The sequence below is a fragment of the Mesonia algae genome (assembly GCF_003253545.1).
GTDB lineage: Bacteria > Bacteroidota > Bacteroidia > Flavobacteriales > Flavobacteriaceae > Mesonia > Mesonia algae.
This window is the reverse complement of sequence record NZ_QKYV01000004.1, coordinates 95,401-120,179: the sequence shown is the minus strand read 5'-3', so window position 1 is coordinate 120,179 and position 24,779 is coordinate 95,401. Positions and strand designations below refer to the sequence as shown.

At 32.9% G+C, this 24,779-nt stretch carries 17 protein-coding genes; 15 read left to right on the top strand and 2 right to left on the bottom strand.

Annotated features, from left to right (window positions below):
- The first annotated feature begins 25 nt into the window (after positions 1 to 25).
- The 9 genes from LX95_RS07920 to pheT all read left to right on the top strand — a co-directional run bounded on the left by LX95_RS07920 (position 26) and on the right by pheT (position 18,273).
- Entirely contained in the window at positions 26 to 2,899 is a 2,874-nt protein-coding gene (locus tag LX95_RS07920) for a T9SS type B sorting domain-containing protein (protein ID WP_111540911.1), read from the top strand.
- A gap of 41 nt (positions 2,900 to 2,940) precedes the next feature.
- Positions 2,941 to 5,322, top strand: coding sequence for a gliding motility-associated C-terminal domain-containing protein (locus LX95_RS07915; RefSeq protein WP_111540910.1), 2,382 nt, complete (start codon positions 2,941 to 2,943; stop codon positions 5,320 to 5,322).
- 164 nt (positions 5,323 to 5,486) lie between these two features.
- Positions 5,487 to 7,748, top strand: a complete 2,262-nt coding sequence (locus tag LX95_RS07910) for a T9SS type B sorting domain-containing protein (protein WP_146240765.1) — start codon at positions 5,487 to 5,489, stop codon at positions 7,746 to 7,748.
- 72 nt (positions 7,749 to 7,820) lie between these two features.
- Positions 7,821 to 9,827 carry an excinuclease ABC subunit UvrB gene (gene uvrB, locus LX95_RS07905; protein ID WP_111540908.1) on the top strand — a complete coding sequence of 669 codons (2,007 nt, stop codon included), beginning with the start codon at positions 7,821 to 7,823 and terminating at the stop codon, positions 9,825 to 9,827.
- 2 nt (positions 9,828 to 9,829) lie between these two features.
- Entirely contained in the window at positions 9,830 to 10,153 is a 324-nt protein-coding gene (locus tag LX95_RS07900) for a DMT family transporter (RefSeq protein ID WP_111540907.1), read from the top strand.
- A gap of 286 nt (positions 10,154 to 10,439) precedes the next feature.
- Positions 10,440 to 11,255: a M23 family metallopeptidase gene (locus LX95_RS14805; RefSeq protein WP_111540906.1), complete on the top strand. Its 816-nt coding sequence runs from the start codon at positions 10,440 to 10,442 to the stop codon at positions 11,253 to 11,255.
- 411 nt (positions 11,256 to 11,666) lie between these two features.
- On the top strand, positions 11,667 to 15,482 hold the full coding sequence (locus LX95_RS07890) for a T9SS type A sorting domain-containing protein (RefSeq protein WP_111540905.1): 3,816 nt from the start codon (positions 11,667 to 11,669) through the stop codon (positions 15,480 to 15,482).
- An 11-nt stretch (positions 15,483 to 15,493) separates the two neighbouring features.
- Positions 15,494 to 15,703: a PID-CTERM protein-sorting domain-containing protein gene (locus LX95_RS07885; protein ID WP_111540904.1), complete on the top strand. Its 210-nt coding sequence runs from the start codon at positions 15,494 to 15,496 to the stop codon at positions 15,701 to 15,703.
- A gap of 143 nt (positions 15,704 to 15,846) precedes the next feature.
- Positions 15,847 to 18,273: a phenylalanine--tRNA ligase subunit beta gene (gene pheT, locus LX95_RS07880; protein ID WP_111540903.1), complete on the top strand. Its 2,427-nt coding sequence runs from the start codon at positions 15,847 to 15,849 to the stop codon at positions 18,271 to 18,273.
- A gap of 69 nt (positions 18,274 to 18,342) precedes the next feature.
- On the opposite strand, the gene LX95_RS07875 is transcribed toward pheT, so the two are convergent.
- The gene (locus tag LX95_RS07875; protein ID WP_111541152.1) at positions 18,343 to 18,894 is read right to left on the bottom strand and encodes a fasciclin domain-containing protein; all 552 of its coding nucleotides are present in this window, start codon (positions 18,892 to 18,894) and stop codon (positions 18,343 to 18,345) included.
- Positions 18,895 to 19,296: 402 nt separating this feature from the next.
- Between LX95_RS07875 and lysA the strand changes: the two genes are divergently transcribed.
- Both lysA and LX95_RS07865 read left to right on the top strand, forming a co-directional pair.
- A complete protein-coding gene (gene lysA, locus LX95_RS07870) occupies positions 19,297 to 20,505 on the top strand; it encodes a diaminopimelate decarboxylase (RefSeq protein ID WP_111540902.1) in 1,209 nt (402 codons plus the stop codon).
- 73 nt (positions 20,506 to 20,578) lie between these two features.
- Entirely contained in the window at positions 20,579 to 20,806 is a 228-nt protein-coding gene (locus tag LX95_RS07865; RefSeq protein WP_111540901.1) for a putative signal transducing protein, read from the top strand.
- 44 nt (positions 20,807 to 20,850) lie between these two features.
- On the opposite strand, the gene LX95_RS07860 is transcribed toward LX95_RS07865, so the two are convergent.
- A complete protein-coding gene (locus LX95_RS07860; RefSeq protein WP_111541151.1) occupies positions 20,851 to 21,678 on the bottom strand; it encodes a M48 family metallopeptidase in 828 nt (275 codons plus the stop codon).
- 130 nt (positions 21,679 to 21,808) lie between these two features.
- On the opposite strand from LX95_RS07860, the gene msrB (LX95_RS07855) reads away from it, so the two are divergent.
- The 4 genes from msrB (LX95_RS07855) (at position 21,809) to lpdA (ending at position 24,753) form a co-directional block, all read left to right on the top strand.
- Positions 21,809 to 22,291, top strand: a complete 483-nt coding sequence (gene msrB / locus LX95_RS07855) for a peptide-methionine (R)-S-oxide reductase MsrB (protein WP_111540900.1) — start codon at positions 21,809 to 21,811, stop codon at positions 22,289 to 22,291.
- Positions 22,292 to 22,296: 5 nt separating this feature from the next.
- Positions 22,297 to 22,698, top strand: coding sequence for a peptide-methionine (R)-S-oxide reductase MsrB (gene msrB / locus LX95_RS07850; RefSeq protein WP_111540899.1), 402 nt, complete (start codon positions 22,297 to 22,299; stop codon positions 22,696 to 22,698).
- 3 nt (positions 22,699 to 22,701) lie between these two features.
- Positions 22,702 to 23,241 carry a collagen-like protein gene (locus LX95_RS07845; protein WP_111540898.1) on the top strand — a complete coding sequence of 180 codons (540 nt, stop codon included), beginning with the start codon at positions 22,702 to 22,704 and terminating at the stop codon, positions 23,239 to 23,241.
- A gap of 120 nt (positions 23,242 to 23,361) precedes the next feature.
- On the top strand, positions 23,362 to 24,753 hold the full coding sequence (lpdA, locus tag LX95_RS07840; RefSeq protein ID WP_111540897.1) for a dihydrolipoyl dehydrogenase: 1,392 nt from the start codon (positions 23,362 to 23,364) through the stop codon (positions 24,751 to 24,753).
- The last annotated feature ends 26 nt before the right edge of the window (positions 24,754 to 24,779 follow it).

Genomic DNA, 24,779 nt, shown 5'->3' with positions numbered 1-24,779 from the left:
TATTATTTTTGGGGAAAATTGCTCCATGAAATCTTTATTGAATCTCTTTCTTGTTCTATTCTCTATTGGAGTTTACGCACAAGGAGAAGCCAACACTTGGTACTTTGGAAACAATGCAGGTGTTAATTTTAACACGTCTCCTCCTTCCGCTTTAAATAACGGACAAGTGAATACCAATGAAGGCTGTTCCTCCATCTCTAACGAAAATGGTCAGCTACTTTTTTATACCGATGGTAGAACAGTATGGAATAGAAACCACCAAATTATGGCAAATGCCAATTATTTTGGTGGTTCAGGATTATTAGGTGATCCTTCCAGTACTTCTAGCGGTCTTATCGTTCCTCACCCTACCAATGATGATTTGTATTACATTTTCACAGTAGATGAACCTCATCATGAAAATGCCAATGCCTACCCTAATCAAGGACCAGCAGATGCCAGTGGAAACTCTATTCCTACTTATACCGATATTAATGGAACCATTCCGCAAGATGATGATGGCTTTAATAATGGTCTTAATTATTCGTTGGTAGATATGAACCTTAATGGCGGTTTAGGTGATATTGTTGCCACGGAAAAAAATATGCCATTGATCACTTATGACCCCAGTGATGCTGAAGAAATAAAATATAAGTGTTCAGAAAAAATTACAGCTGTTAAGGGTGCAGATTGTAATTCTATCTGGTTAATGACGCACTTTATTGATAAATTTTATGCTTTTAAGATAGATGCTTCTGGTGTTGACACTACTCCTATCATTTCTCAAACCGGTCCTAATATACCAATAGCCTCCTACAGACGCAGTGCTTTAGGCTATATGAAAGCATCTCCAAATGGAGAAAAAATACTAATAGCCCATAATACTAGGACATTTAACCAAAATGGAAATGAAGATTGGGATGACGGTGGTGTTTATTTGTCTGATTTTGATCCTATCACAGGAACCGTTTCAAACAGTACTGCTTTAATAGAAAATGTTAACGCTTATGGGGTTGAGTTTTCGATGAACACCAAAAAGGCTTATGCAACAACTACTCAACAAAACACACTCAATCTATACCAATGGGATTTAGAAAGTAATGATATTCCTAACAGTATTCAGTCTATTCCTGGAGCAACTGGATCATCTGCAACCGCATTACAATTAGCTTCAAATGGAAAAATTTACAAATCTATAATCGGCAGTAATGTTCTAGCGGTAATCAATAATCCAGAAGCTGATGCTGCCAATGTTGACTATTCTCAATCTACTACAAACGGAGCAATTAGCCTTAACGGAAATAGCTCTACATTTGGTTTACCACCGTTTATCCAGTCTTTCTTTCTCAATACGATAAACATCATAGATGGAGATGATGAAAATATAGTTACAGAACTTAAACTTTGTCCACAAGAGAATTATAGTTTATCCTATCAAAATATACCCGGAGCAACTTATTCTTGGTATAAAGATGGTCAATTAATTCCCGGAGAAGTTGACAATACTTTAGATACTAGTTTTGATACTACTCAAACACTACCCTATTCAAACACCTATAAATTAGAGATCGAACCTAATAATGGAGAATGCCCTTTTAAAGGTATTGCTACGATAATATATAATGATTTTCCTACCGCAAATAATGTAGAATATTTAAACTGTTCTTTAAACTCACAACCTACTTCATTATTCAACTTAGAAAGTATTTATAGCAAGGTAAATCCAGATATAGAAACCTCTTCCAATATAGAAGCTTCATTTTTCGAAACTTTTCCTGAAGCAGAAAATGAAAATAATGCTATTAATAACATTACCAATTATCAAAACACATCAAATCCTCAAATTCTATATGTAAAAGTATTTGACAATCAAACAGGATGTTCAAAAATAGCAACAGTAGAATTAGAGGTTGTAATTATACAAAATACAGAAATCACTAAAAGTCTTTGTCCTACAAATGATTCAGGTATCGAAATTTTTAATTTATCTGAAATTGAAGATAATGCAATTAACAACAATCAAAACCTTAACGGAATTTTTTATACAAGCATAGAAAATGCAGTTTCGCAAGTCAATCCTATAGAGAATCAAAATTCGTTTGAAAATGAAAACCCTTTTAATCAAACACTTTATTTACGAATAGACACTTCTTTAGGTTGTAATGACATTTTAAAAGTGAATTTAGAAGTCTATGAACCTATTCCTATTGGAGAAGATATACCTGAAATAATTTATTGCCTAGAAGACCTACCGCAAAAAATAGAATTGAATTCTGGTATTCCCTCCAATTTAACTAGTAACTATACTTATTTATGGAGCCCAAGTGGAAAAACTAGCGAAACCATTGAAACTAATGAAATCACTACTCATAGTGTAACAGTTACAGATCAATTCGGCTGCAGCCAAACAAGAAATATTACTATAAAAGCATCTAACAAAGCTAGTTTTGAGGTTAAGGTTAATGATTTTTCTGAAAATAATAGTTTAAACATACTCTTAAATGAAAATTCGGTTGGAAGCTATGAATATGCGTTAAATAATAGCTTAGGACCATATCAACCCGAACCTCATTTTGATGGGTTAAAACCTGGTATTTACAGTATTTATGTAAGAGATATCAATGGTTGCGGTATTTCAAAAAAAACAGTAGGTGTTAAAAACATAATGAAGTTTTTTACTCCAAATCAAGATGGGTTCAATGACCGCTGGACGATTTTAGGAAAATATGAAAGTAATTTATCAAACGCTAAAATTTATATTTATGATCGCTTTGGTAAACTTTTAGCGGGTCTTAAAGGAAATTCACTAGGTTGGGATGGCCGCTATAATGGAAAAAATATGCCTTCTAACGATTATTGGTACAAGGTTATTTTAGAAGACGGACAGGTTTTTACAGGTAATTTCTCGCTAATAAGATAACTTAAAAAAAATGCTATCTTTAGGGAAGTAAATTCTTCCCTATGAAAAAACCATTACTATTCTTTTTTATTACATTCTTTTTTTATTCAGCTAATAGTCAAAACATTGAGTTATACACACAATTTAATGGTCAGTATGATTATACAGCCATTGGAAATACATTAAATATTGAAGAAAATGAAGTAAATTCAGATTGTGAAATATTAACAAGCTCTTCAGCTACACTTTCCCTGAATCCTGGACAAGAGATAGAAGCTGCTTATATTTATTGGGCTGGTTCTGGTACTGGAGATTTTGAAATTTTGGTTAACAATCAAATTGTTACTTCTCAAAGAGAGTTTAGTTTAATTGTTAATGGTTTAGACTTTTTTGCTGCATTCGCTAATATTACTACAATTGTAGAAAGTCAAGGAAATACAAATTATACCATTGATGAATTAGATTTGGAAGACTTTATAAACCCATCTCATTGTAATAATGGGGTAAATTTTGGAGGCTGGAGTATTATAATTGTTTATAAAGATTTATCACTTCCCCTCAATCAAATTAACTTATATGATGGTTTTGAGTTAGTAGGAAATTTTCAGAACAATAGTATAGACTTTCAATTAGATAATTTAAATGTAATTGATACTGAAGGGGCTAAAATTGGTTTTCTAGCCTGGGAAGGTGATGCTTCTTTAGCCGATAATGAAGAATTGAGGATTAACGGAAATGTATTAAGCAATTCGCTTAACCCTGCAGATAATGCTTTCAATGGCACCAACAGTTTCACAGGAGCGACAGATCTATATAACATGGATCTTGATGTATACGGGGTAGAAAGCTTCATCAACATTGGAGATACTTTTGCTACGATTGAATTAACATCTTCAGCAGACTATGTAATGGTAAATAGTGTTGTTACCGTATTTAATAGCACCTTACCAGACCCTGCAGTAAATATAGATGAAACTACAATTACTTGTAACTCAAGAGAAATTCTAGTAGATTATAGCATTGACAATTTTAACGGAACAGATGTGTTACCTAGTGGAATCTCTGTTACCTTCTTTGCTAACAATTTATTATTAGATGAAGTGTTCACCCCGAATATCATCCCTGTTGGAGAGTTCGATAATTTTCAAATTAGTTTAACTATTCCCTCTTCAATTCCTGAAAATTTTAATCTAGAAGTAAGAACTAATTTAAACAATCAGGGTAATACTATAATTTCAGAGCTTAATCCAAATAACAATATAACCTCTGTTTCCGCACATTTAATATATATTGGTATTGCTTCTCCTCCTTTAAATATTGAAATTTGCGACGACGCAAGCAACGATAACATCGAATCTTTTGATTTCACAACTAACACGGCCTTAGCTTTAGGTAACCAGACCAATTCAATTGTAAATTATTTCTTATCGCTAAATGATGCAGAAAATGATAACGACCCAATACTCAACACAACTGAATATCAAAACACTCAGAATCCTCAAGAAATATTTATCAAAATCCAATCTTTAACAGATCCAGATTGCTATGAAATTGATTCCTTTTTCTTAATCATACATGATTTACCGATAGCTGGAAACCCTGAAGACCTTTTTGTGTGCGATTCTAATGAAATTGACGGTTTAGCTACTTTTGACCTAACCCAAAATAACAGTCTAATCATAAATAATCAACAAAATATTAATATTAATTACTACTCCACTCAAACCGACGCATATAATGGTACGAATCCTGTTATGAATCCTGGTTTTTTTGAAAATACCAATAATCCACAAACCATTTATGCATCTCTAACTAATTCAAATTTTGAAGATTGCATGGATATTACATCTTTTATTCTTTCAGTTGAAGATATTGAGGTTACAGAGATCGATGGAGATTTAAAGTGTGATATTGGTTTTGATTCCAATGATTTTGATTTAAGTGAGATTTCACAACAAATTATTTTATCCTCAGATGAATGGATTTCAGGATATTTTTTAAATTTTTTAGATGCAAACAATTTTGAAAATGCTATTAATTCACCCTTATCATTTAGTAATATCATAAATCCGCAAACTATTTATGTAAGAATAGATAGTAATCTACCAAATAAGTGTCAGCAAATTTACTTTTTCAATGTTTCTACAGAACATTGTGAACCATTTATTCCTGAAGGATTCTCCCCAAACGGAGATGGCATCAATGATACTTTTTTTATTAAAGGACTCTATGATATTTTTGAAAATTTTGAACTTCAAATATTTAACCGCTACGGAAGTCTAATTTATAAAGGTAATAACAACGTAGATCCTTGGGATGGCACCAGTAATAAAGGTTTAAATAATGTTGGAAAAAAATTACCGACAGGAACTTATTTTTATTTATTAAATCTCAAAGATCCAAAATTTGGCCCCTATAAAGGTTGGGTTTATTTAAATAGATAAACAGTTGTTAAAGTAGATTATATTACTGTTAAAAAATAATTATAAACGTATGTAAATCAACTTTACTGTGTATTTTTGCACTCCCAAAAAATACAATATTGAAGTACTTTCTTTTTATTTTTATAAGTGTTATATCTTTTGCTCTACAGGCACAAAATATAACAGTGAATAATAATTATACCCCACAAGAACTTATTGAAGACATTTTGATAGATAGTGGTTGCATTGAAAATATTAACGTTACTAATACTGTTTCGGGAAACTTTGGGGCTAATGATAGTAGTTTCGGATATTTTGAAAGCAATAACTCCAGTTTTCCTTTTGACAATGGAGTTGTAATGAGCACTGGAAGAATTTCGAATGTTCCTGGACCTAATAACAATCTAAGTGATGATGATGCTTCTGGTTGGGGAAGTGATCAAGATTTAGAAAATGTTTTAGGGGTATCGAACACAACCAATGCCACTGTTTTAGAGTTTGATTTTACTCCAAATGCTAATATAGTGCAGTTTAGATATATTTTTGCCTCCGAAGAATATCAAGAAGGTGACCCAAATACGTGTATCTACTCAGATGTTTTTGCATTTTTAATTAAACCACAAGGGGGAAGTTATACCAATATTGCGGTAGTCCCGAGCACTAATATTCCCGTACAAGTCACTACAGTTCACCCTGAAATTCCTGGTGGTTGTGATGCAGAAAACGAGCAGTATTTTGGTTCGTTTAACGATGTCAATGTTCCTATTAATTTTAATGGCCAAACCAAAGCGCTTACAGCTACTGCTGCTGTAACTCAAAATACGACTTACCATATAAAATTAATTATTGCCGATGAACAAAATTATCGTTATGATTCTGCGGTATTTTTAGAAGGTGGAAGCTTTAATATTGGAGCAGATTTAGGAGAGGATCTAGTAGGAGCAAATGCGCTTTGTGAAAATGAAACTTTTACTCTGCAAGTTTTTGACAATGGTAATATCCCACAAAATTATACTTGGTTAGAAGTTGATAATAATGGTAACGAAATTGTACTAACCACAGGTCCAACAGAAACAACATATACTGTTTCCACACCAGGAGTTTATAAGGTGGTTTTAGATTATGGTAATGGTTGTACGGCAGAAGACGATATTCTTGTTACTTATACAAATTTCTCTAATATTACCAATAGAACAATTAGCGAGTGTGATGATAATAATGACGGCTTAAGTATTTATGATTTAAGTAGTAATAATAATACTTTTACTAATAATAACTCTCTTTATACAGTATCGGGTTTTTATACTTCATCAAATGATGCAGAAAATGAAATAAATTCTATTCCTAATCCTGCTTCATTTCAAAATACTAGTCCAAATCAAATTATTTATGCGCGTATCCAAACGCAAAGAGGTTGCTATAAAGTTATAGAAATCACTCTATCTACTCCATCAGGTCAATACAACCCAATTCGTTATGTAGAGTGTAGTAATGAAAACTCTATTGTTTTTAGTTTAAACAATTCCATCCCACTCATAGAGAATGAAATAGGAATGAGTAATCTTTATGTAGAATTTTTCGCTACTGCGGAAAATGCCATAACTCAAGAAAACACGTTAGAAGATACTTTAGAACTTTTAAATTCAGAATTACCTACCAGTATATTTGCCAGAGCTGAGACACCTTTAGGTTGCCAAGGAATTGTAGAAGTAATTTTAGATCAAGCCCCTACTCCACAAGCTGAAGAAAACACTACTTTTTATCTTTGTAGTGAAGAAAATTCAGTATCGATAAATTCAGGGGTAATTGGAGATTCTAATGATTATACTTTCTTATGGGAAAATGGAGAAACAACTTCAGAAATTGAAGTTTTTGAAATTGGGACTTATGAAGTTAATATAACACAAGAAACACAAATTAACGGTATAACTTATTCTTGCACTATCACCAACATTATAACAGTTTTTTCTTCAGAAAAAGCTACTATTTCATATAATTTACTAGGAGAATTTGGTAGTTATCAAGTAGAAGTTTTAGCTTCGGGAACAGGTAATTATAGCTATGCCATAGATAATTTATACGGGCCCTATTACACATCTCCTATATTCAATCTTCAACCTGGTGAGCACACTATTTATGTTAAAGATAAAAACAGTTGTGGGATTAGCTCTAAGCAAATCTATGTCATTGGTTATATGAAATTTTTCACCCCTAATCAAGACGGGAATAATGATACGTGGAGACTTCTAGGTATCGATAGAGGTAATAGAATAATAAAGAAAGTCATTATTTTTGACAGATTTGGTAAAATTCTTCAAGTACTTTCTCCTTACGATTCATGGAACGGAACCTACAACGGAAAAAACTTACCTTCAAATGATTATTGGTTTAGTGCAGAACTTATAGATGGTTCTAATTTTAAGTCACATTTCACATTAAAGCGGTAGGTTTTAAGTAAATTTATCCTCACTTTTATTTATGTCATGATTTCCGTTTAACGGAATTAAATTGGATATTCCATGAAATTCAATATAGAATCTAACTACAAACCTACGGGCGATCAACCCCAGGCTATTAAAAAATTAGTTGAAGGTATTAACTCTAATGAACGTTACCAAACTTTGTTGGGAGTTACAGGTTCGGGAAAGACCTTTACAATGGCCAATGTGGTAGAACAAGTAGAACGACCTACCTTAGTTTTGGCACATAATAAAACATTGGCAGCTCAGTTATATTCAGAGTTTAAAGCATTTTTTCCTAACAATGCAGTAGAGTATTTTGTTTCGTATTATGATTACTACCAACCCGAAGCTTTTATACCTTCTTCTGGAACTTATATAGAAAAAGACCTATCTATCAATGAAGAGATTGAAAAGTTGCGTTTAAGCACCACCTCTTCACTTCTTTCTGGTCGTCGAGATGTTTTAGTAGTAGCTTCGGTAAGTTGTCTTTATGGTATAGGAAACCCAGTAGAGTTTCAAAAGAATGTGATTTCTATTCATAAAGATCAAGAAATTTCAAGAACCAAACTTTTACATCGCTTGGTTCAAAGTTTATATGCGCGAACAGAAGCAGAGTTTCACCACGGGAATTTTAGAATTAAAGGAGACACGGTAGATGTTTTCCCTAGTTATGCCGATGATGCTTTTAGAATTCATTTTTTTGGAGATGAAATTGAAGAAATTGAAGCTTTTGATGTAAAAACCAACGAAATTCTAGAAAAATACGATCGCTTAAATATCTATCCTGCCAATATGTTCGTGACATCTCCAGATGTATTAAATGGAGCTATCAATCAAATAAGTTTAGATTTAGGTAAACAAGTAGAATTTTTTAAAGATACAGGAAAACCACTCGAAGCAAAACGATTAGAAGAACGCACCAATTTTGATTTAGAAATGATTCGAGAATTAGGTTATTGCTCAGGTATTGAAAATTACTCTCGATACCTTGACGGAAGGCTTCCTGGCACTAGACCTTTCTGTTTACTAGATTATTTTCCAGACGATTATTTAATGATCGTAGATGAAAGTCACGTTACCATTCCTCAAGTAGGAGCGATGTACGGAGGTGATCGTAGCCGAAAAGAAAACTTAGTAGAATACGGATTTAGACTTCCCGCTGCAATGGATAACCGACCTTTAAAAGCAGAAGAGTTTGAAGCGCTTCAAAACCAAGTTGTATACGTTAGTGCCACCCCAGCAGATTATGAACTCCATAAAACTGATGGAGTCTATGTTGAACAGGTAATTAGACCTACAGGGCTATTAGATCCTATTATAGAAGTTCGACCTAGTCTTAATCAGATTGATGATTTAATAGAAGAAATTCAAGTTCGTGTAGAAAAAGACCAACGTGTCTTAGTTACTACGCTTACCAAGAGAATGGCAGAAGAACTTACCAAATATTTAAGCAGAATCGATATCCGCTGTCGCTATATTCACAGTGATATTGATACCTTGGAACGGGTAGAAATCATGCACGACTTACGTAAAGGTATATTCGATGTTTTGGTAGGTGTTAACTTACTACGAGAAGGTTTAGATTTGCCTGAAGTATCTTTAGTCGCAATACTAGATGCAGATAAAGAGGGTTTTTTGAGAAGCAATCGTTCACTTACGCAAACCATTGGCCGAGCGGCAAGACATTTAGAAGGAAAAGCAATCATGTATGCCGATAAAATTACCAATAGTATGCAACAAACTATAGATGAAACTGCCTACAGAAGAACTAAACAAATTAATTATAATACTAAACATAACATTACCCCCACAGCACTTAACAAGTCATTAGACAGTGCTCTAGCAGGTAAAAAAGTAGAACCTTATAAATTTGAAAAAGCTCCTACTCTACAAGCTGCTGAAGAAGAAGTTACTTATTTTACAGAAAACCAATTAGAAGATCGCATTCGTAAAGTGCGTAAAGAAATGGAAAAAGCAGCAAAAGAGTTAGACTTTATGACTGCAGCACAATTGAGAGACGAGATTAAGATGTTACAAGAAAAGAAAAAGGATAAAAAAGATTAGTTATGAATTGGTTTTTATTAATCGTTGCCGGACTTTTTGAAGTAGGTTTTGCGTTTTCATTAGGGAAAGCAAAAGAATTAAGTGGAAATGCAGCCTTATTTTGGTATGGCTCTTTTATCATTTGCTTAAGTATAAGTATGATTTTATTAGTTAAAGTAACTCAACATTTACCTATAGGAACTGCTTACGCTACTTGGACAGGAATTGGAGCTATAGGAACTGTTTTATTAGGAATATTTTACTTTCAAGAGCCAGCTACTTTTTGGAGAATATTTTTTATCACCACTTTAATCATTAGTATTATAGGCTTAAAAGTAGTTTCTTAATTTTTAATGTGTAATATTATAAATCAAATCGTAAGAATTTAGCCATAGAATGAAACCTAAAGCAAACAAATTTTCGTTAATTTTTACTTTTTACAATTTTTTATTTCTGATTATTAGCATTCGAAAAACAATTTAAAACCCAATTAATACATTAAACTAATGGGTTAATCATTACGCTTTAAAAAACTGGTTAAAAACAACATAAACAAATTTAAAAATAAGATTGTCATTATGTCAGTAATTATAAAAAAAGCTAATTAACTCATCTAAATATCTATTTAAAAAAATGAAAAGCTCTTCTCCTTTATTTTTGCTTCTCTTTTTTCATATTATTTCTTTTAGTCAAACTGAATTGAAAATTTATGAGTTAAATGTAGAAAATGGATATATTATTTATGCTGACAATAAAGAGTCGTGCCCGGTTTCGGTAGAGTTTAATTTTAATCTCAAAAATCTTAAATCATCCAAGGGAGAAGTAAATATTTTTGTTATTCCGGCGCAAACCAAAAAGTTTGAGGTTACTAAATTAGAACTCATACAAAACCATAAAGCGTATGGATTTAATTATGAAACTACCTACACAATTGGAAACCATTTTTTGAAAGAGACTTCATCTACTTTTAATTATGATTTGCCTTTTCCCACAAATAAATCTTATTCAATTTTACAAGGTTATAATGGAGAATTCTCACACCAAAATAAAAATGCTTTAGATTTTGATATGCCTATTGGATCTGAAATACTAGCAATAAGAGATGGTGTTATAATAAAAGTAGTTGATAATAATAATAGATCTTGTCCAACTTCAAGTTGTAGCCGATTTAATAATTATATCGTAATTTATCATGCCGATGGTTCGTTCGCAGAGTACGCACATATTAAATACAAAGGAGCCACTGTTTCTAAAGGACAAAAAATAAAAAAAGGAGATATAATTGCTTATAGCGGAAATACCGGATGGTCCACCGGACCTCATTTACATTTAGAGGTTTTTATGCAAAATATTCACGCGAGAAAAACCCTTCCTGTAAAATTCAGAATAAATGATGGTAAAAACTCTTTTCATCTGAAAAAGGAAAATACTTACCTTAGGTCCTATTAAAAATCTTATAGTTGAGAATTTAAACCATTTCTTTTCCTAAAAGGTTTAAAGTATTAATTAATTTTTAAAAAGGATCATATTAGAGAGGTAATCATCCTATAAATATTTTGGTTAGCATTTCTACAGTTAACATTTATATTTATTATCTGTAAAAACTTTTAATTATGTTTATTCTACAAATTATTTAGATAGACTTTTTTTAATTAAGATTTAGCTTCTCTCACCTCAAATTAATACTGTTCAAAAACTTAAAAATGGGGATCTACACCTCATTATTCCGACATAAAACACATAGTATCGATAAAGCGCATTAATAAACTTTAAATAAATAATTTGGTAACAAAAACCTAAACTTAGATAATAAAACCTCTGTAGATAAATCATAATTTAGCTTTTTAAAACAAACTTATTATGAATATAAATTTACTAAACTTTAATTTTAGAGTATTATTATTTTGTTTTTTACTCTCTTTATCACAAATAAGCTGGGGACAAACAGAAATTTTTAATGAAAGTGGTGGGGGATCAGAACCTACCGGCTGGACTTTCAATCAGAACGCCGGGAATCAAGCTACAAATAAAGGTAGTTATTGGTTAGTAGAAGCAGGAAATCCTAGTGATGATATCATTACAGCTTCTTATAACCTCTCCTCTTATAGTTCTGTAGAATTTAGTTTAAATGTAGCATCTTATGGTAGTGGAGGTCACAATAAAGCTAAAATAGAAATTTCTTATGATGGAGGTGTCACTTATACTCAAACAGAAACTTCAACTACAACTACTGGTTCTAGTTATATTGATGGAGGTACCTTTTCATTAAATAATCTTACTAGCACGGTAGTTTTAAAAATTTCTAATAACAGTATTTCAGGACGAGGTGTTAGATTACGAAATTTAAAATTAATAGCCGAAGGAGTTTCTAACACTTCAGTTATAAATGTTAACCCTAACCCCATAAACAATTTAACTTACATAGAAAACAACGGCCCTTCTCAAGCTCAATCTTTTGAAATCACAGGTAATAACCTTGACGGAAGTAATGTTAACTTAAACCTACCCACGAATAGTAATTTTGAAATTTCAGAAACTGAAACTTCAGGTTACAGCAGTAACATAACCTTAACTAATTACGATGGAACCACAACTACGTTATATGCACGTCTTAAAAGTGGATTAACAACTGCAGAATATAATGATGCTATCACTATCTCTGGAGGAAGTGCTAACGATGTAGTTCTAAATTTAAACGGTAAAGTAATAGCCAGTCCACCCACAAATGACGAATGTGCAAACGCAATCGCACTTTCGGTAAATACGGGAGAGGTGATAGGCACTCTAGAAAATTCTAACTTTGAAGATCCTTTTGATGAAGGGAATGATGTATGGTACAGCTTTACTCCTACTTATAACGAATCTTATACCATTTCGCTTTCTAACTTTTCTGGAGATGCCGATTTATATATCTATAACTCTTGCCCAACATTATCAAACCCAGATGATATATACAATTCTGCGACTACTAACCTAACAGAAACGATTACAGAAGAACTTATATCTGGCAGCACCTATTTTATAAATGTTACGGCATACAATACAGCTGCAGAAGATAGTTTTACCATAGAAGTAACTGCACCTGCAGCTCCAGAACCTTGCATAGCACCTAGTGATCAAGCAACAAATCTTATTCTAAATAATGTTTCAAGTAGTTCTATAAGTGGTGACTTTACTGCTACTACCGCAGATAAATATTTAGCATTAGTAAGTGAATCTTCCTCATTATCTCAATTGCCTATAAACGGCGTGACGTATTCTACAAACGAAATTTTAGGTAATGCAATAGTGATAGAAGCGTCTAATAACACCACTATTACAGCACCTAGTTTAAACCCGTCTACTGTTTACTACTTCTATATCTTTTCTTATAATGATATGGAGTGTTTAAATGGTCCAAATTATAATACAAGTTTACCATTAATTAATAATATAAGTACTACAGAAGCTCCAGAAGGAGCACTAAACTTGTTCTTTTCAGAATATGTCGAAGGGTCTAGTAATAATAAGTATTTAGAAATTTTTAATGGTACGGGAGAAGCTGTAAATCTAGCGGAATATACTGTCGAATTATATAGTAACGGATCATCTTCTCCAAATAACACACAAGATTTAGATGAAAACTCACCATCATTAGCAAACAATGAAGTAATTGTATTGTCTAATTTCAATGCTACAATTTATAACGGAAATGTGCTTGAAAGCTCAGTATGTAATTTTAACGGTGACGATGCTATTGTATTAAAACACAATGGTAATATTATAGATATTATAGGACAAGTAGGTTGTGATCCTGGATCTAGATGGAGTTCTAATAATCATTCCACAGAAAACAAAACATTAACTAGAAAAACTACAATTTGCCAAGGTGTTACTAGTAATACTACTACAGGATGTGGCTTTCCTACTTTGGAGTCAGAGTGGATTGTTTTAAATCAAAACGATGTTAGTAACTTAGGAAATCACGAAGCTACTTGTTCTAATCCTTTATCTGCAAACTACACTTATACTGCAGGTGCTTGGTCTCCAGAAGATCCTAGCGGTATAGCAACAGCTACAGATAATATTGAAATTTTAGATGGTATAGCAAGTTTTACTCTAGACACGCAGTTAAATAACTTAACTATAGCCAATGGTGCCGTATTACAAATAGAAGGAATAGTTAATGTTCTTGGAGATATCACAAATAATGGAAATATTATTTTTATGAGTAACGCACAAGGTACTGCTCAATTAGAAGAATTTAATGGTAACCTTAACGGAAGTGGTGATGTTAGCATACAAAGATATATTCCTGCGCGTCGAGCTTTCCGTTTATTAAGTAGCCCCGTAAGCGGAGAGAGTTTTGCTAATTCTTGGCAGCAAGATACGCACATAACAGGTTCTGTTCAAGGAGATAATGGTTTTGATGCCACTATTACTGGTAATCCTTCTATGTTTACATTTAATAATACCTATACTAGTGGCCAAAACCCTTGGCAAGCGATTACCAATACTACTGCTAGTAATTTAGAAACGGGAAGAGGCTATCGCATCGTTGTTAGAGGAGATAGAACTATAGACCTTTCTAGTAATAACTCTCCAGCTAATATTACTACCTTAAAATCTACAGGAATATTACATACTGGAAGTTATGTAAACAGTACGCTTAATACAGTTAAAGATAAATTTAGTTTAGTAGGAAACCCTTACCAGGCTATTGTAGATATGAATACCGTAATGAGCAACACTTCTACAAATAATGTAAATACCAACTTTTATTACGTTTGGGATCCAAATTTAAGCGAAGAAGGTGCTTATGCAGTTGTAGATCTAAGTGATGGTTCATCTAATGTAGCGTCTTCTGAGGCTAATCAATACTTGCAGCCAGGACAGGCATTTTTTGTGACTACCGCCGAGAATGGAAATGCATCTATAGGTTTTGAAGAAAACAATAAAGCTACTACAAACTCATCTACTAATGTATTTTTATACAACAATATGCCAGAGCAAATTAGCGTAAACTTATATACACAAGAACAATTTATCAATGGAATTTCAACAGATGGTCTTAAAATAAATTTTATAGATGGAGAAAATAATGGAGTTAATTTAAAGGATGCTCCAAAATTTGGGAACCTAAATGAAAATATGGCTCGTAATAACAGCAATAAACTTTTAAGTATTGAATACCGTGATTTACCTATAGAAGAAGAGGTTTTACAACTATTCGTTAACAATTACAAAAGCAATAGTTACACTTTAAGTATAGAGGTACCTGCCTTTGATAATGTAAATACATATTTAAAAGATGTTTATTTAGATTCTGAAATTCTGCTACAACCTAATCAAGAAAATTTTATCGCTTTTACGGTTGATCAAAGTGTTGATGAAAGCATAGATTACAATAGATTCAAAATTATCTTCAAAGCCAAAGTACTAGCCTTAGATAACCCGCTTACGTCAACAGTAAATATTTATCCCAATCCTGTAACAAACGGACAATTATTTATTGAAGGGCAATTTTCTGAGGATGATTATATGAGAGTTTATAATATTTTAGGACAAGAAGTACTTTATAAAAATTTAAATAGTAAAAAATCTAGTGTTAACGTTAATAGATTACATAGCGGTTCTTACATCATCAAATTTAATATAAGAGGAAAATCTACTAACAAAAAATTAATAATTCAGTAATAGAAACAACGATGAGAAATTATAAAAATATAAAATTAATCTTATTATTATTTTGTTTAATTGCTGTTAGCAGTGTAAACGCGCAAGACTTAGATGATATTTTATTCGAAACAGGAATGAATGACGCAGATCCTATTGCTGCGCCTATAGATAGTCTTATTAGTTTATTTTTGGCTGCAGGCGCATATTTTGGAGTAAAAAAATTACAACGTAAGAAATAACCTAATTTTAGATGATAAATAAAAATGGCTACCTGTATGAGTAGCCATTTTTTATTTTCTTTTTTCTATGCTATAGCTCATTTCCCTTACAAAAATGACAAAATAAATTCTATCTTTGCCCACCGTAAAAAAGACTGTATTTTATGAAGATTTCATACAACTGGATTAAGCAATTTATTAAAACCGACTGGGATGCTGAAAAAACTGGCAAACTTCTAACCGATTTAGGACTAGAAGTAGAAGGTATTGAAAATTTTGAATCCGTGAAAGGCGCTTTAGAAGGTATTGTTGTAGGGCACGTGCTTACATGCGTACCTCATGAAAATGCAGACAAGCTCAAGCTTACAACTGTTAATATAGGAGAAAAAGAACCTGTACAAATTGTTTGTGGAGCTCCTAATGTTGCTGAAGGTCAAAAAGTACCCGTAGCAACAGTAGGGACTACACTTTATGATGATAAAGGTGAAGCTTGGAAAATTAAAAAAGGAAAAATTAGAGGAGAATACAGTTTTGGGATGATTTGCGCCGAAGATGAACTAGGCTTAGGAAAAAGCCACGATGGTATTATGGTGCTCAGCGAAGATTTGGTACCTGGCACTCCTTTAAATGAAGTTTTTGAAATTGAAAAAGATCAGGTTTTTGAAATTGGCTTAACTCCTAACCGAGCAGATGCTATGAGTCATTTTGGTGTGGCCAGAGATTTAAAAGCAGGCTTACTTCAAAGTGAAATTAATACGAGTTTAGATACTCCTTCGGTGAGTAGCTTTCATGTGGAGAATAGAAGCAAAAAAATGCTTATTGAAGTTGATAATTATGAGTTGGCTCCGCGTTATTGTGGTGTAACCATCTCTGGGGTTAAAATAGCTCCTTCTCCAAATTGGCTTAAAAATAGATTAAAAGCAATTGGTATAACTCCTAAGAACAATGTAGTAGATGTCACAAATTATGTCTTACACGAATTAGGACAACCTCTACATGCTTTTGACGCCGATCATATTATAGAAAATAAAATTAAAGTCAAAACGCTACCAAAAGGTACTAAGTTTACAACTTTAGACGAAGTAGAAAGAGAGTTACACGAAGATGATTTAATGATTTGTGACAACGAGAAACCTCTTTGTATTGCGGGCGTTTTAGGCGGGTTAGATTCTGGAGTAACCGAAAAAACAACTTCTATCTTTTTAGAAAGTGCTTACTTTAATCCCGTAAGTATTCGCAAAACCGCTAAGCGACACGGAGTAAATACCGATGCTTCTTTTAGGTTTGAAAGAGGAGTAGATCCTAACATTACAGAGTATGCACTAAAAAGAGCCGCTCTTTTAATTCAGCAAACTGCAGGAGGATATGTCACTAGTGATTTAGATGATTTTTATCCGAAAAAAATTGAAGATTTTCAGGTCTTTTTAACTTTTGACAAAATTTACAAACTTATTGGTCAAGAAATTGACCCAGGAACCATAAAATCTATTTTAGCTTCTTTAGATATTCGTGTGAACAATGTTACCGAAAGTGGTTTAGGACTTACCATTCCCGCTTATCGAGTAGATGTACAGAGAGAAGTAGATGTTATCGAAGAGATTTTAAGAGTGTATGGGTATAATAATATTGAGTTTAATGAAAAGCTAAATGCTTCCATTTCTAACTCTACTCGTTTTGAAGATTATAAACTTCAAAATGTAATTGCCGAACAATTGGTAGGACAAGGATTCTACGAGATGATGGCCAATTCTCTAACAAAAGATTATTCCGCTTTAAGCGAAACCCTTAAGAAAGATTATAATATAGAGATTTTAAACCCTTTGAGTCAAGATTTAAACGTCATGCGACAGTCTTTACTCTTTAGCGCTTTAGAGTCTACAGCTTATAATCTTAACCGAAAAAATGAAAATCTAAAATTATTTGAATTTGGTAAAACCTACCATAATTTTCCTAATGGAAGAGAAGAACATAAACATCTTACGTTATGCCTTAGCGGAAATAAAAACAGGGAACGTTGGAACAGTGTAGCTCAAAAGAATGATTTTTTCTTTGCTAAAGGAACTATTTACAGCATATTAGAACGTTTAAATATTGCCGAAGGAGTTAATTTTCAGCCTTTAACTAGCGATATTTTTTCTGAAGGTTTACAAGTGAGTTACCAAAAGAAAAAAATCGTAGAATTTGGAGTTGTTAAAAATGCAGTCCTGAAAAACTTTGGCATCGATCAAGAAGTTATTTTTGCCGATTTTGATTGGGGAGCTGTAATTGAAGTGGTTAAAAACAAAGAGATTGTTTTTAAACCTATTCCTAAGTACCCTTCCGTAAGAAGAGATTTTGCGCTATTATTAGATCAACAAGTAAGTTTTAATGATATTTATGAGATTGCTCATAAGACAGAGAGAAAACTTTTAAAAGAAGTAGATCTCTTTGATGTATACGAAGGAAAAAACCTTCCTGAGGGAAAGAAAAGTTATGCGGTAAGTTTTATCTTTTTAGATGAAAACAAGACCCTTACCGATAAGCAAATCGATAAAACAATGGCTAAGCTTCAGCAACAATTCGAAAAACAATTGAATGCCGAACTTCGTTAACCATCTATGATAAATAAAAAAGGCTATTTCTTTCGAAATAGCCTTTTTTATTACTTTAATTTTGAGTAATTAAGGTAATAACACCGTATCAATTACGTGAATTACTCCGTTAGATTGCATTACATTTGCAATAGTTACCATTGCTGTATTTCCTGCATTATCTGTGATTTTCACAGATTTCCCTTCCACCCAAGCAGTTAGAGTTTCTCCATTTACCGTTTTAATGGTAGACTTTCCTCCATCTTTTTTGATCATTTTCATAAGATCCTTAGCAGTCCACTTTCCACCAACTACATGGTATGTAAGTACTGCCTGTAACTTTGCTTTGTTTTCCTCTTTCAATAAATTATCTACAGTTCCTTTTGGTAATTTGTCGAAAGCAGCATTTGTAGGAGCAAAAACCGTAAACGGACCTTTATCTTGTAAAGTCTCTGCCAAACCAGCAGCTTTTACTGCGGCAACCAAAGTAGTGTGGTCTTTAGAGTTTACTGCATTCTCTACAATGTTCTTTGTGGGATACATTTCTGCACCTCCTACCATTTTTGTTTGTGCTACAGAGTTGAACCCTGTAAATAAAGCAATAGTTAATACTAATACCGATAATCTTTTTACATTTTTCATAATAAATTTTTTAATTGATTTGATTTCTAACATAAACGTTGAATACATCCTTTGGGATTTTTGAAGAGCTCAATTTGGGAATACTTTAACAAAACAGACAAATCTTTAAAAAACTAAAAAAAATGGAGCAACTATTTTATATATGTATTAAATTGCAGCACTTATGAAAGTTAATATTCTTAGCATCTTTTACTTAGCGTTTTCTATGATGCTATTAAAAATCAATTATTCAATGATTGCAGTTATTCTATTGGCTGTTTTATTTGTTTATACTTATTCTATTAAGTATACATCTTTATTGAATAAAAAGATTGTCAAACCCATAGTTGTAAAAAAGTAATTTACTTTTTACAGCTCAACCACCCATATAAAAATTTTCAACCTCAAACCTTCATCTAACCCATGAAAAATTCAGATTTATTAAAAATTACAGAAGATTACAGTAGTCCTATTTATGTTTATGATAGTGCTAAAATTGTTTCTCAATACAAGCGACTTACCTCCGCTTTTAAACAAGTAAAAAATCTAAGAATTAATTACGCTGTAAAAGCATTATCTAACATTAACATCTTAAAGCTTTTGCATAACTGCGGAAGCGGTTTAGATACGGTTTCTATACAAGAAATAAAATTAGGCTTAGCTGCAGGAGTTCCCGCTAAAGAGATTATTTACACACCAAATGGAGTTTCAATGATAGAAATTGAAGAAGCCGTAAAACTTGGTGTTCAAATAAATATTGACAATCTTTCTATTCTAGAAAAATTTGGAACCCTCCACCCCACAATCCCCGCGTGTATTCGTATTAATCCCCACGTAATGGCAGGAGGAAACACCAATATTTCAGTGGGACATATAGACTCAAAATTTGGTATTTCAATTCATCAAATGCCTCATTTACTACGTATCGTAGAAAATACAAATATGAATGTGAATGGTATTCATATGCATACTGGAAGTGATATTTTAGATATTGAAGTCTTTTTATATGCATCTCAAATTTTATTTGATGCAGCAAAAAATTTCAATGCCTTGGAATTTATTGATTTTGGAAGCGGATTCAAAGTTGCCTACCATGAAAATGATATAGAAACCAATATTGAAGAATTAGGAAAAAAGCTTTCTAAAAAGTTTAATGATTTCTGTAAAGATTACGGACGAGAACTTACCTTGGTTTTTGAACCCGGAAAATTTTTAGTAAGTGAATCTGGTTACTTTTTAGTGAAAGTTAATTCCGTAAAACAAACCACTTCTACTGTTTTCGCTCACGTAGATTCTGGATTTAATCATTTTATAAGACCTATGTTTTATAATTCTACTCATGAAATTATTAATATTTCTCATCCAAAAAAACACAAACGCTTCTATTCTGTCGTAGGTTATATTTGTGAAACCGATACTTTTGGAAGCAATAAAAGAATTAGTGAAATTACCGAAGGTGATATTCTGGCATTTAAAAATGCTGGTGCTTATTGTTATTCTATGGCTAGTAATTACAATTCTAGATTTCGACCAGCCGAAATTCTTTGGCACAATAATCAAGCACATCTAATTAGAGAGCGAGAAACTATGGACGATATTTTAAAAAATCAAGTGCAGGTTTCATTGAGTTAATTTTTTCTGAAATTATAATTGACCTTTTCTTTTTTTTAGTCTTTTTCAACTATCTTTAAGAAAAAGATAAGTTATGAGCAATACAGAATATACAAATGTTTACACCGGTACTGAAGTTAATATTCAATACCTACAAAGCGTATTAGATAAAGCAGGAATTTCTTCTATTGTTAAAAACAATCATGAATCTGGTGTTCGCGGTGGTTTTTATGGTGGAGATGCTATGCAGGTTCAATTATTAGTACATATATCACATAAAGAAGAAGCCGAAAAAATTGTAAAAGCTACTTTCCCAAACTAAAAAAAGCCCGATTAAATCGGGCTTTTTTTTTTAATAATATCTTTTTATTTAAATGAAGTCACTCCAAATTTTCGAGCTTCAGCTTTAGCACTTGCAGCCAACTGGGTTAAATTATTAATACGGGTATCATTAGAAGGGTGCGTACTCAATATTTCTGGAGGTGCTCCACCTCCACTATTGGCTTTCATTCTTTTCCAAAGCTCTGCAGCTTCATCAGGATTGTAACCTGCAATAGCCATAATATTAAGTCCTATTTTATCTGCTTCTGTTTCATGACTTCTACTAAAAGGAAGCATAACTCCAACTTGAGATCCTACTCCATATGCCATATTAAAATAACCAGCGGTTTCTTCATCTACTCCTGCAGCTTGAGTTCCTACTGCCGTTGCTACTGCTCCTACTTGCTGTAACTGACTAGCACTCATACGTTGTTGCCCATGATTAGCAAGCGCGTGAGCAACCTCATGCCCCATAACAACAGCTAAGCCTGTTTCACTTTGTGTAATCGGTAAAATTCCTGTATAAACTACAATCTTACCTCCTGGCATACACCACGCATTTACTTGATCATCTTTTACTAAGTTATATTCCCAACGATAATTTTCTAAATAGCCTTGATATCCATTAGCGTTTAACCAGCGTTCTGAAGCCGTTGCAATTTTCTGCCCCACACTTTTTACCATATTAGCTTCAGCTGTTCCTGTTACCACATTATTATCTGATAAAAATGCATCGTACTCTTGAAAAGCCATCGGCAATATCTGAGAGTTAGGTACAAGCGCTAATGTTTTTTTTCCGGTAAACGGGTTTTGAGCACACGAGAACAACATTAAAAATGTTGCTGTGTACAATATTATATTCTCTCTTTTCATAACGGTTAGTGTATTATTTACAAGTGTTAAAATTACAAAAGCAATACTTAGTTTTAAAAAGTTTATCATCGCTTTAACAATTGAAATAGTGAAATATGGCAAGGTCTTTGTAATTTTATCATAAAAAATTATGAAAAAGCTTTGTTTCCTTATTATATCTTCCGCACTCTTAATGAGTTGTAATTCTAACGCTCAAAAAAAATCTAAAGAAGAACAGTTTCCTGTTCAAAAAACAGAAACTGAATGGAAAAAAGAGCTTTCTGCAGAAGAATTTTATGTCTTAAGAGAAGCGGGTACCGAAAGACCTTTTTCTAGTCCATTGAATAACATTAAAGAATCGGGTACATTTATTTGTGCGGCTTGCAGTCATCCTTTGTATGAAACTAAAAATAAGTTTAAAAGCGGAACAGGATGGCCTAGTTTTGACCAACCTATAGAAAATGGCGTGTTTTTCTCTACGGATAACAAATTAGGTTATACTCGTAATGAAGTTCTTTGCGCTAATTGTGGCGGACATTTAGGACACGTTTTTGATGACGGACCTAAGGAAACTACAGGAAAAAGATATTGTATGAATGGAGATGCGATGGATTTTATTCCTACTAAAAATTAAATAAAATGAAAAAATATACCATTGAAAAATCTGATGAAGAGTGGAAAGATCAACTCACTGAAGAGCAATATAGAATATTAAGAAAAAAAGGCACCGAAGCACCCCACACAGGTAAATATAACTTACATTTTGATGATGGCGCTTACGAGTGTGCTGCGTGTAACGCTAAGCTATTTGAAAGTGAAGCTAAATTTAAAAGCAATTGTGGCTGGCCCAGTTTTGATCAAGCTATAGAAGGCAGTATTGAGTTTATAAAGGATACCACATTTGGTATGATTCGTACTGAAATTTTATGTGCCAATTGTGGCGGACATATTGGTCACGTTTTTGATGACGGTCCAACAGAAACTGGTGAACGCTTTTGCGTGAATTCAGCAAGTATAGATTTTACTAACGAAAAACAATAAAAGATGAAAAAATTATTATTAGGAGTATTGATCGCCGCTGGGTTAATGGCTTGCGAAGGCGATAGAGGTCCACAGGGCCCTCCAGGGCAAGATGGTTTAACCATAATAGGACAAACTTATGAATATGAAAATGTAGATTTTACTTACGAACCTGCAGCCAATTTATATTCTAGACTTTTAGAAGTACCTTCAGAAATTGAAGTATTAGAATCTGATGCTATTTTAGTTTATCGATTAGAAGAAGTTTCAGGCGATAATGGTCCTATAGAAACTTGGAGCCTTATCCCTCAAAACTTTTTCTTACCTCAGGGAACAATGCAATATGTATATAACCATACTGCAGCAGACGTAGAACTTTTAATAGATGGTAATTTCGATTTGAGTACTTTAGATGCGGGATTTACAACCAATCAAGTATTTAGATTTGTAGTGGTTCCTTCAGATTTTGCAAAAGATCCAAAAATTAATATTGAAACTTATGATGAACTTGAAAAAGCCGTACTTCAGCAAGATTTTCAATTAAAAGAATTTGCAGTTCAGTAAAACTATATTAAAATTTAAAGGAATATAAAAGAGTGAGCGCTTAAATTTAAGCGTTCACTTTTAGTTATGGGGATATTTGTTTAAATTCGCAATTCAAAATTCAGCATAAAAAATAAAGATATGAGTAAATATGATGTTATTGTTTTAGGAAGTGGTCCTGGTGGTTACGTTACTGCTATTCGTGCCTCTCAATTAGGTTTAAAAACTGCCGTAGTAGAAAAAGAAAGCTTAGGTGGGGTTTGTCTTAACTGGGGATGTATTCCTACTAAAGCACTTCTAAAAAGTGCCGAGGTATTTAATTACTTAAAACATGCTGAAGATTACGGTCTTACTGTAAAAGAAGCCGATAAAGATTTTGATGCCGTTGTAAATAGAAGCCGTGGTGTAGCTAACGGAATGAGCAAAGGGGTTCAATTCTTAATGAAGAAGAATAAAATTGATGTTATCAATGGATTCGGAAAAGTAAAAGCTGGTAAGAAAGTAGAAGTTAAAGATGAGGAAGGTAATACTAAAGATTACCAAGCAGACCATATCGTGATTGCTACTGGAGCTCGCTCAAGAGAATTGCCTAATTTACCACAAGATGGTGAAAAAGTAATAGGCTATCGCGAAGCAATGAGCTTAAAGAAACAACCTAAGAAAATGATCGTAGTAGGTTCTGGAGCTATTGGAGTTGAGTTCGCTCACTTCTATAATGCTATGGGAACCGAAGTTACTATCGTAGAATATTTACCAAACTTAGTTCCATTAGAAGATACAGATGTTTCTAAAGAATTTGAAAAATCTTTCAAAAAAGCAGGAATTAAAGTAATGACTAATGCCTCTGTAGAAAGTGTAGATACTTCTGGAGATACGGTAAAGGCAAAAGTAAAAACAAAAAAAGGCGAAGAAACCATCGAAGCAGATGTAGTTCTTTCTGCTGTGGGAATTAAAACCAATATAGAAAATATTGGTTTAGAAGATCTAGGTATCAAAACCGATAAAGATAAAATTATTGTAAACGAGTGGTACCAAACCAACGTACCAGGTTATTATGCAATTGGTGATGTTACTCCAGGTGCAGCTTTAGCTCACGTCGCTTCCGCGGAAGGAATACTGTGTGTAGAAAAAATCAAAGGAATGCACGTAGAAGCTTTAGATTATGGTAATATACCAGGCTGTACTTATGCTTCTCCTGAAATTGCTAGTGTAGGAATGACAGAAAAGCAAGCTAAAGAAGCAGGTTACGAATTAAAAATCGGGAAATTCCCTTTCTCTGCCTCTGGTAAAGCAAGTGCTTCTGGTAAAAAAGAAGGTTTTGTAAAAGTAATTTACGATGCAAAATACGGAGAATGGTTAGGATGCCACATGATTGGTGCTGGTGTTACCGATATGATTGCTGAAGCCGTTCTAGGTAGAAAGTTAGAAACTACAGGACACGAAGTATTAAAAGCTGTTCACCCTCACCCAACGATGAGTGAAGCAGTGATGGAAGCTACAGCAGCAGCTTATGATGAAGTAATCCACTTATAAAAGTATAAGATTAAACTATCAAGAAA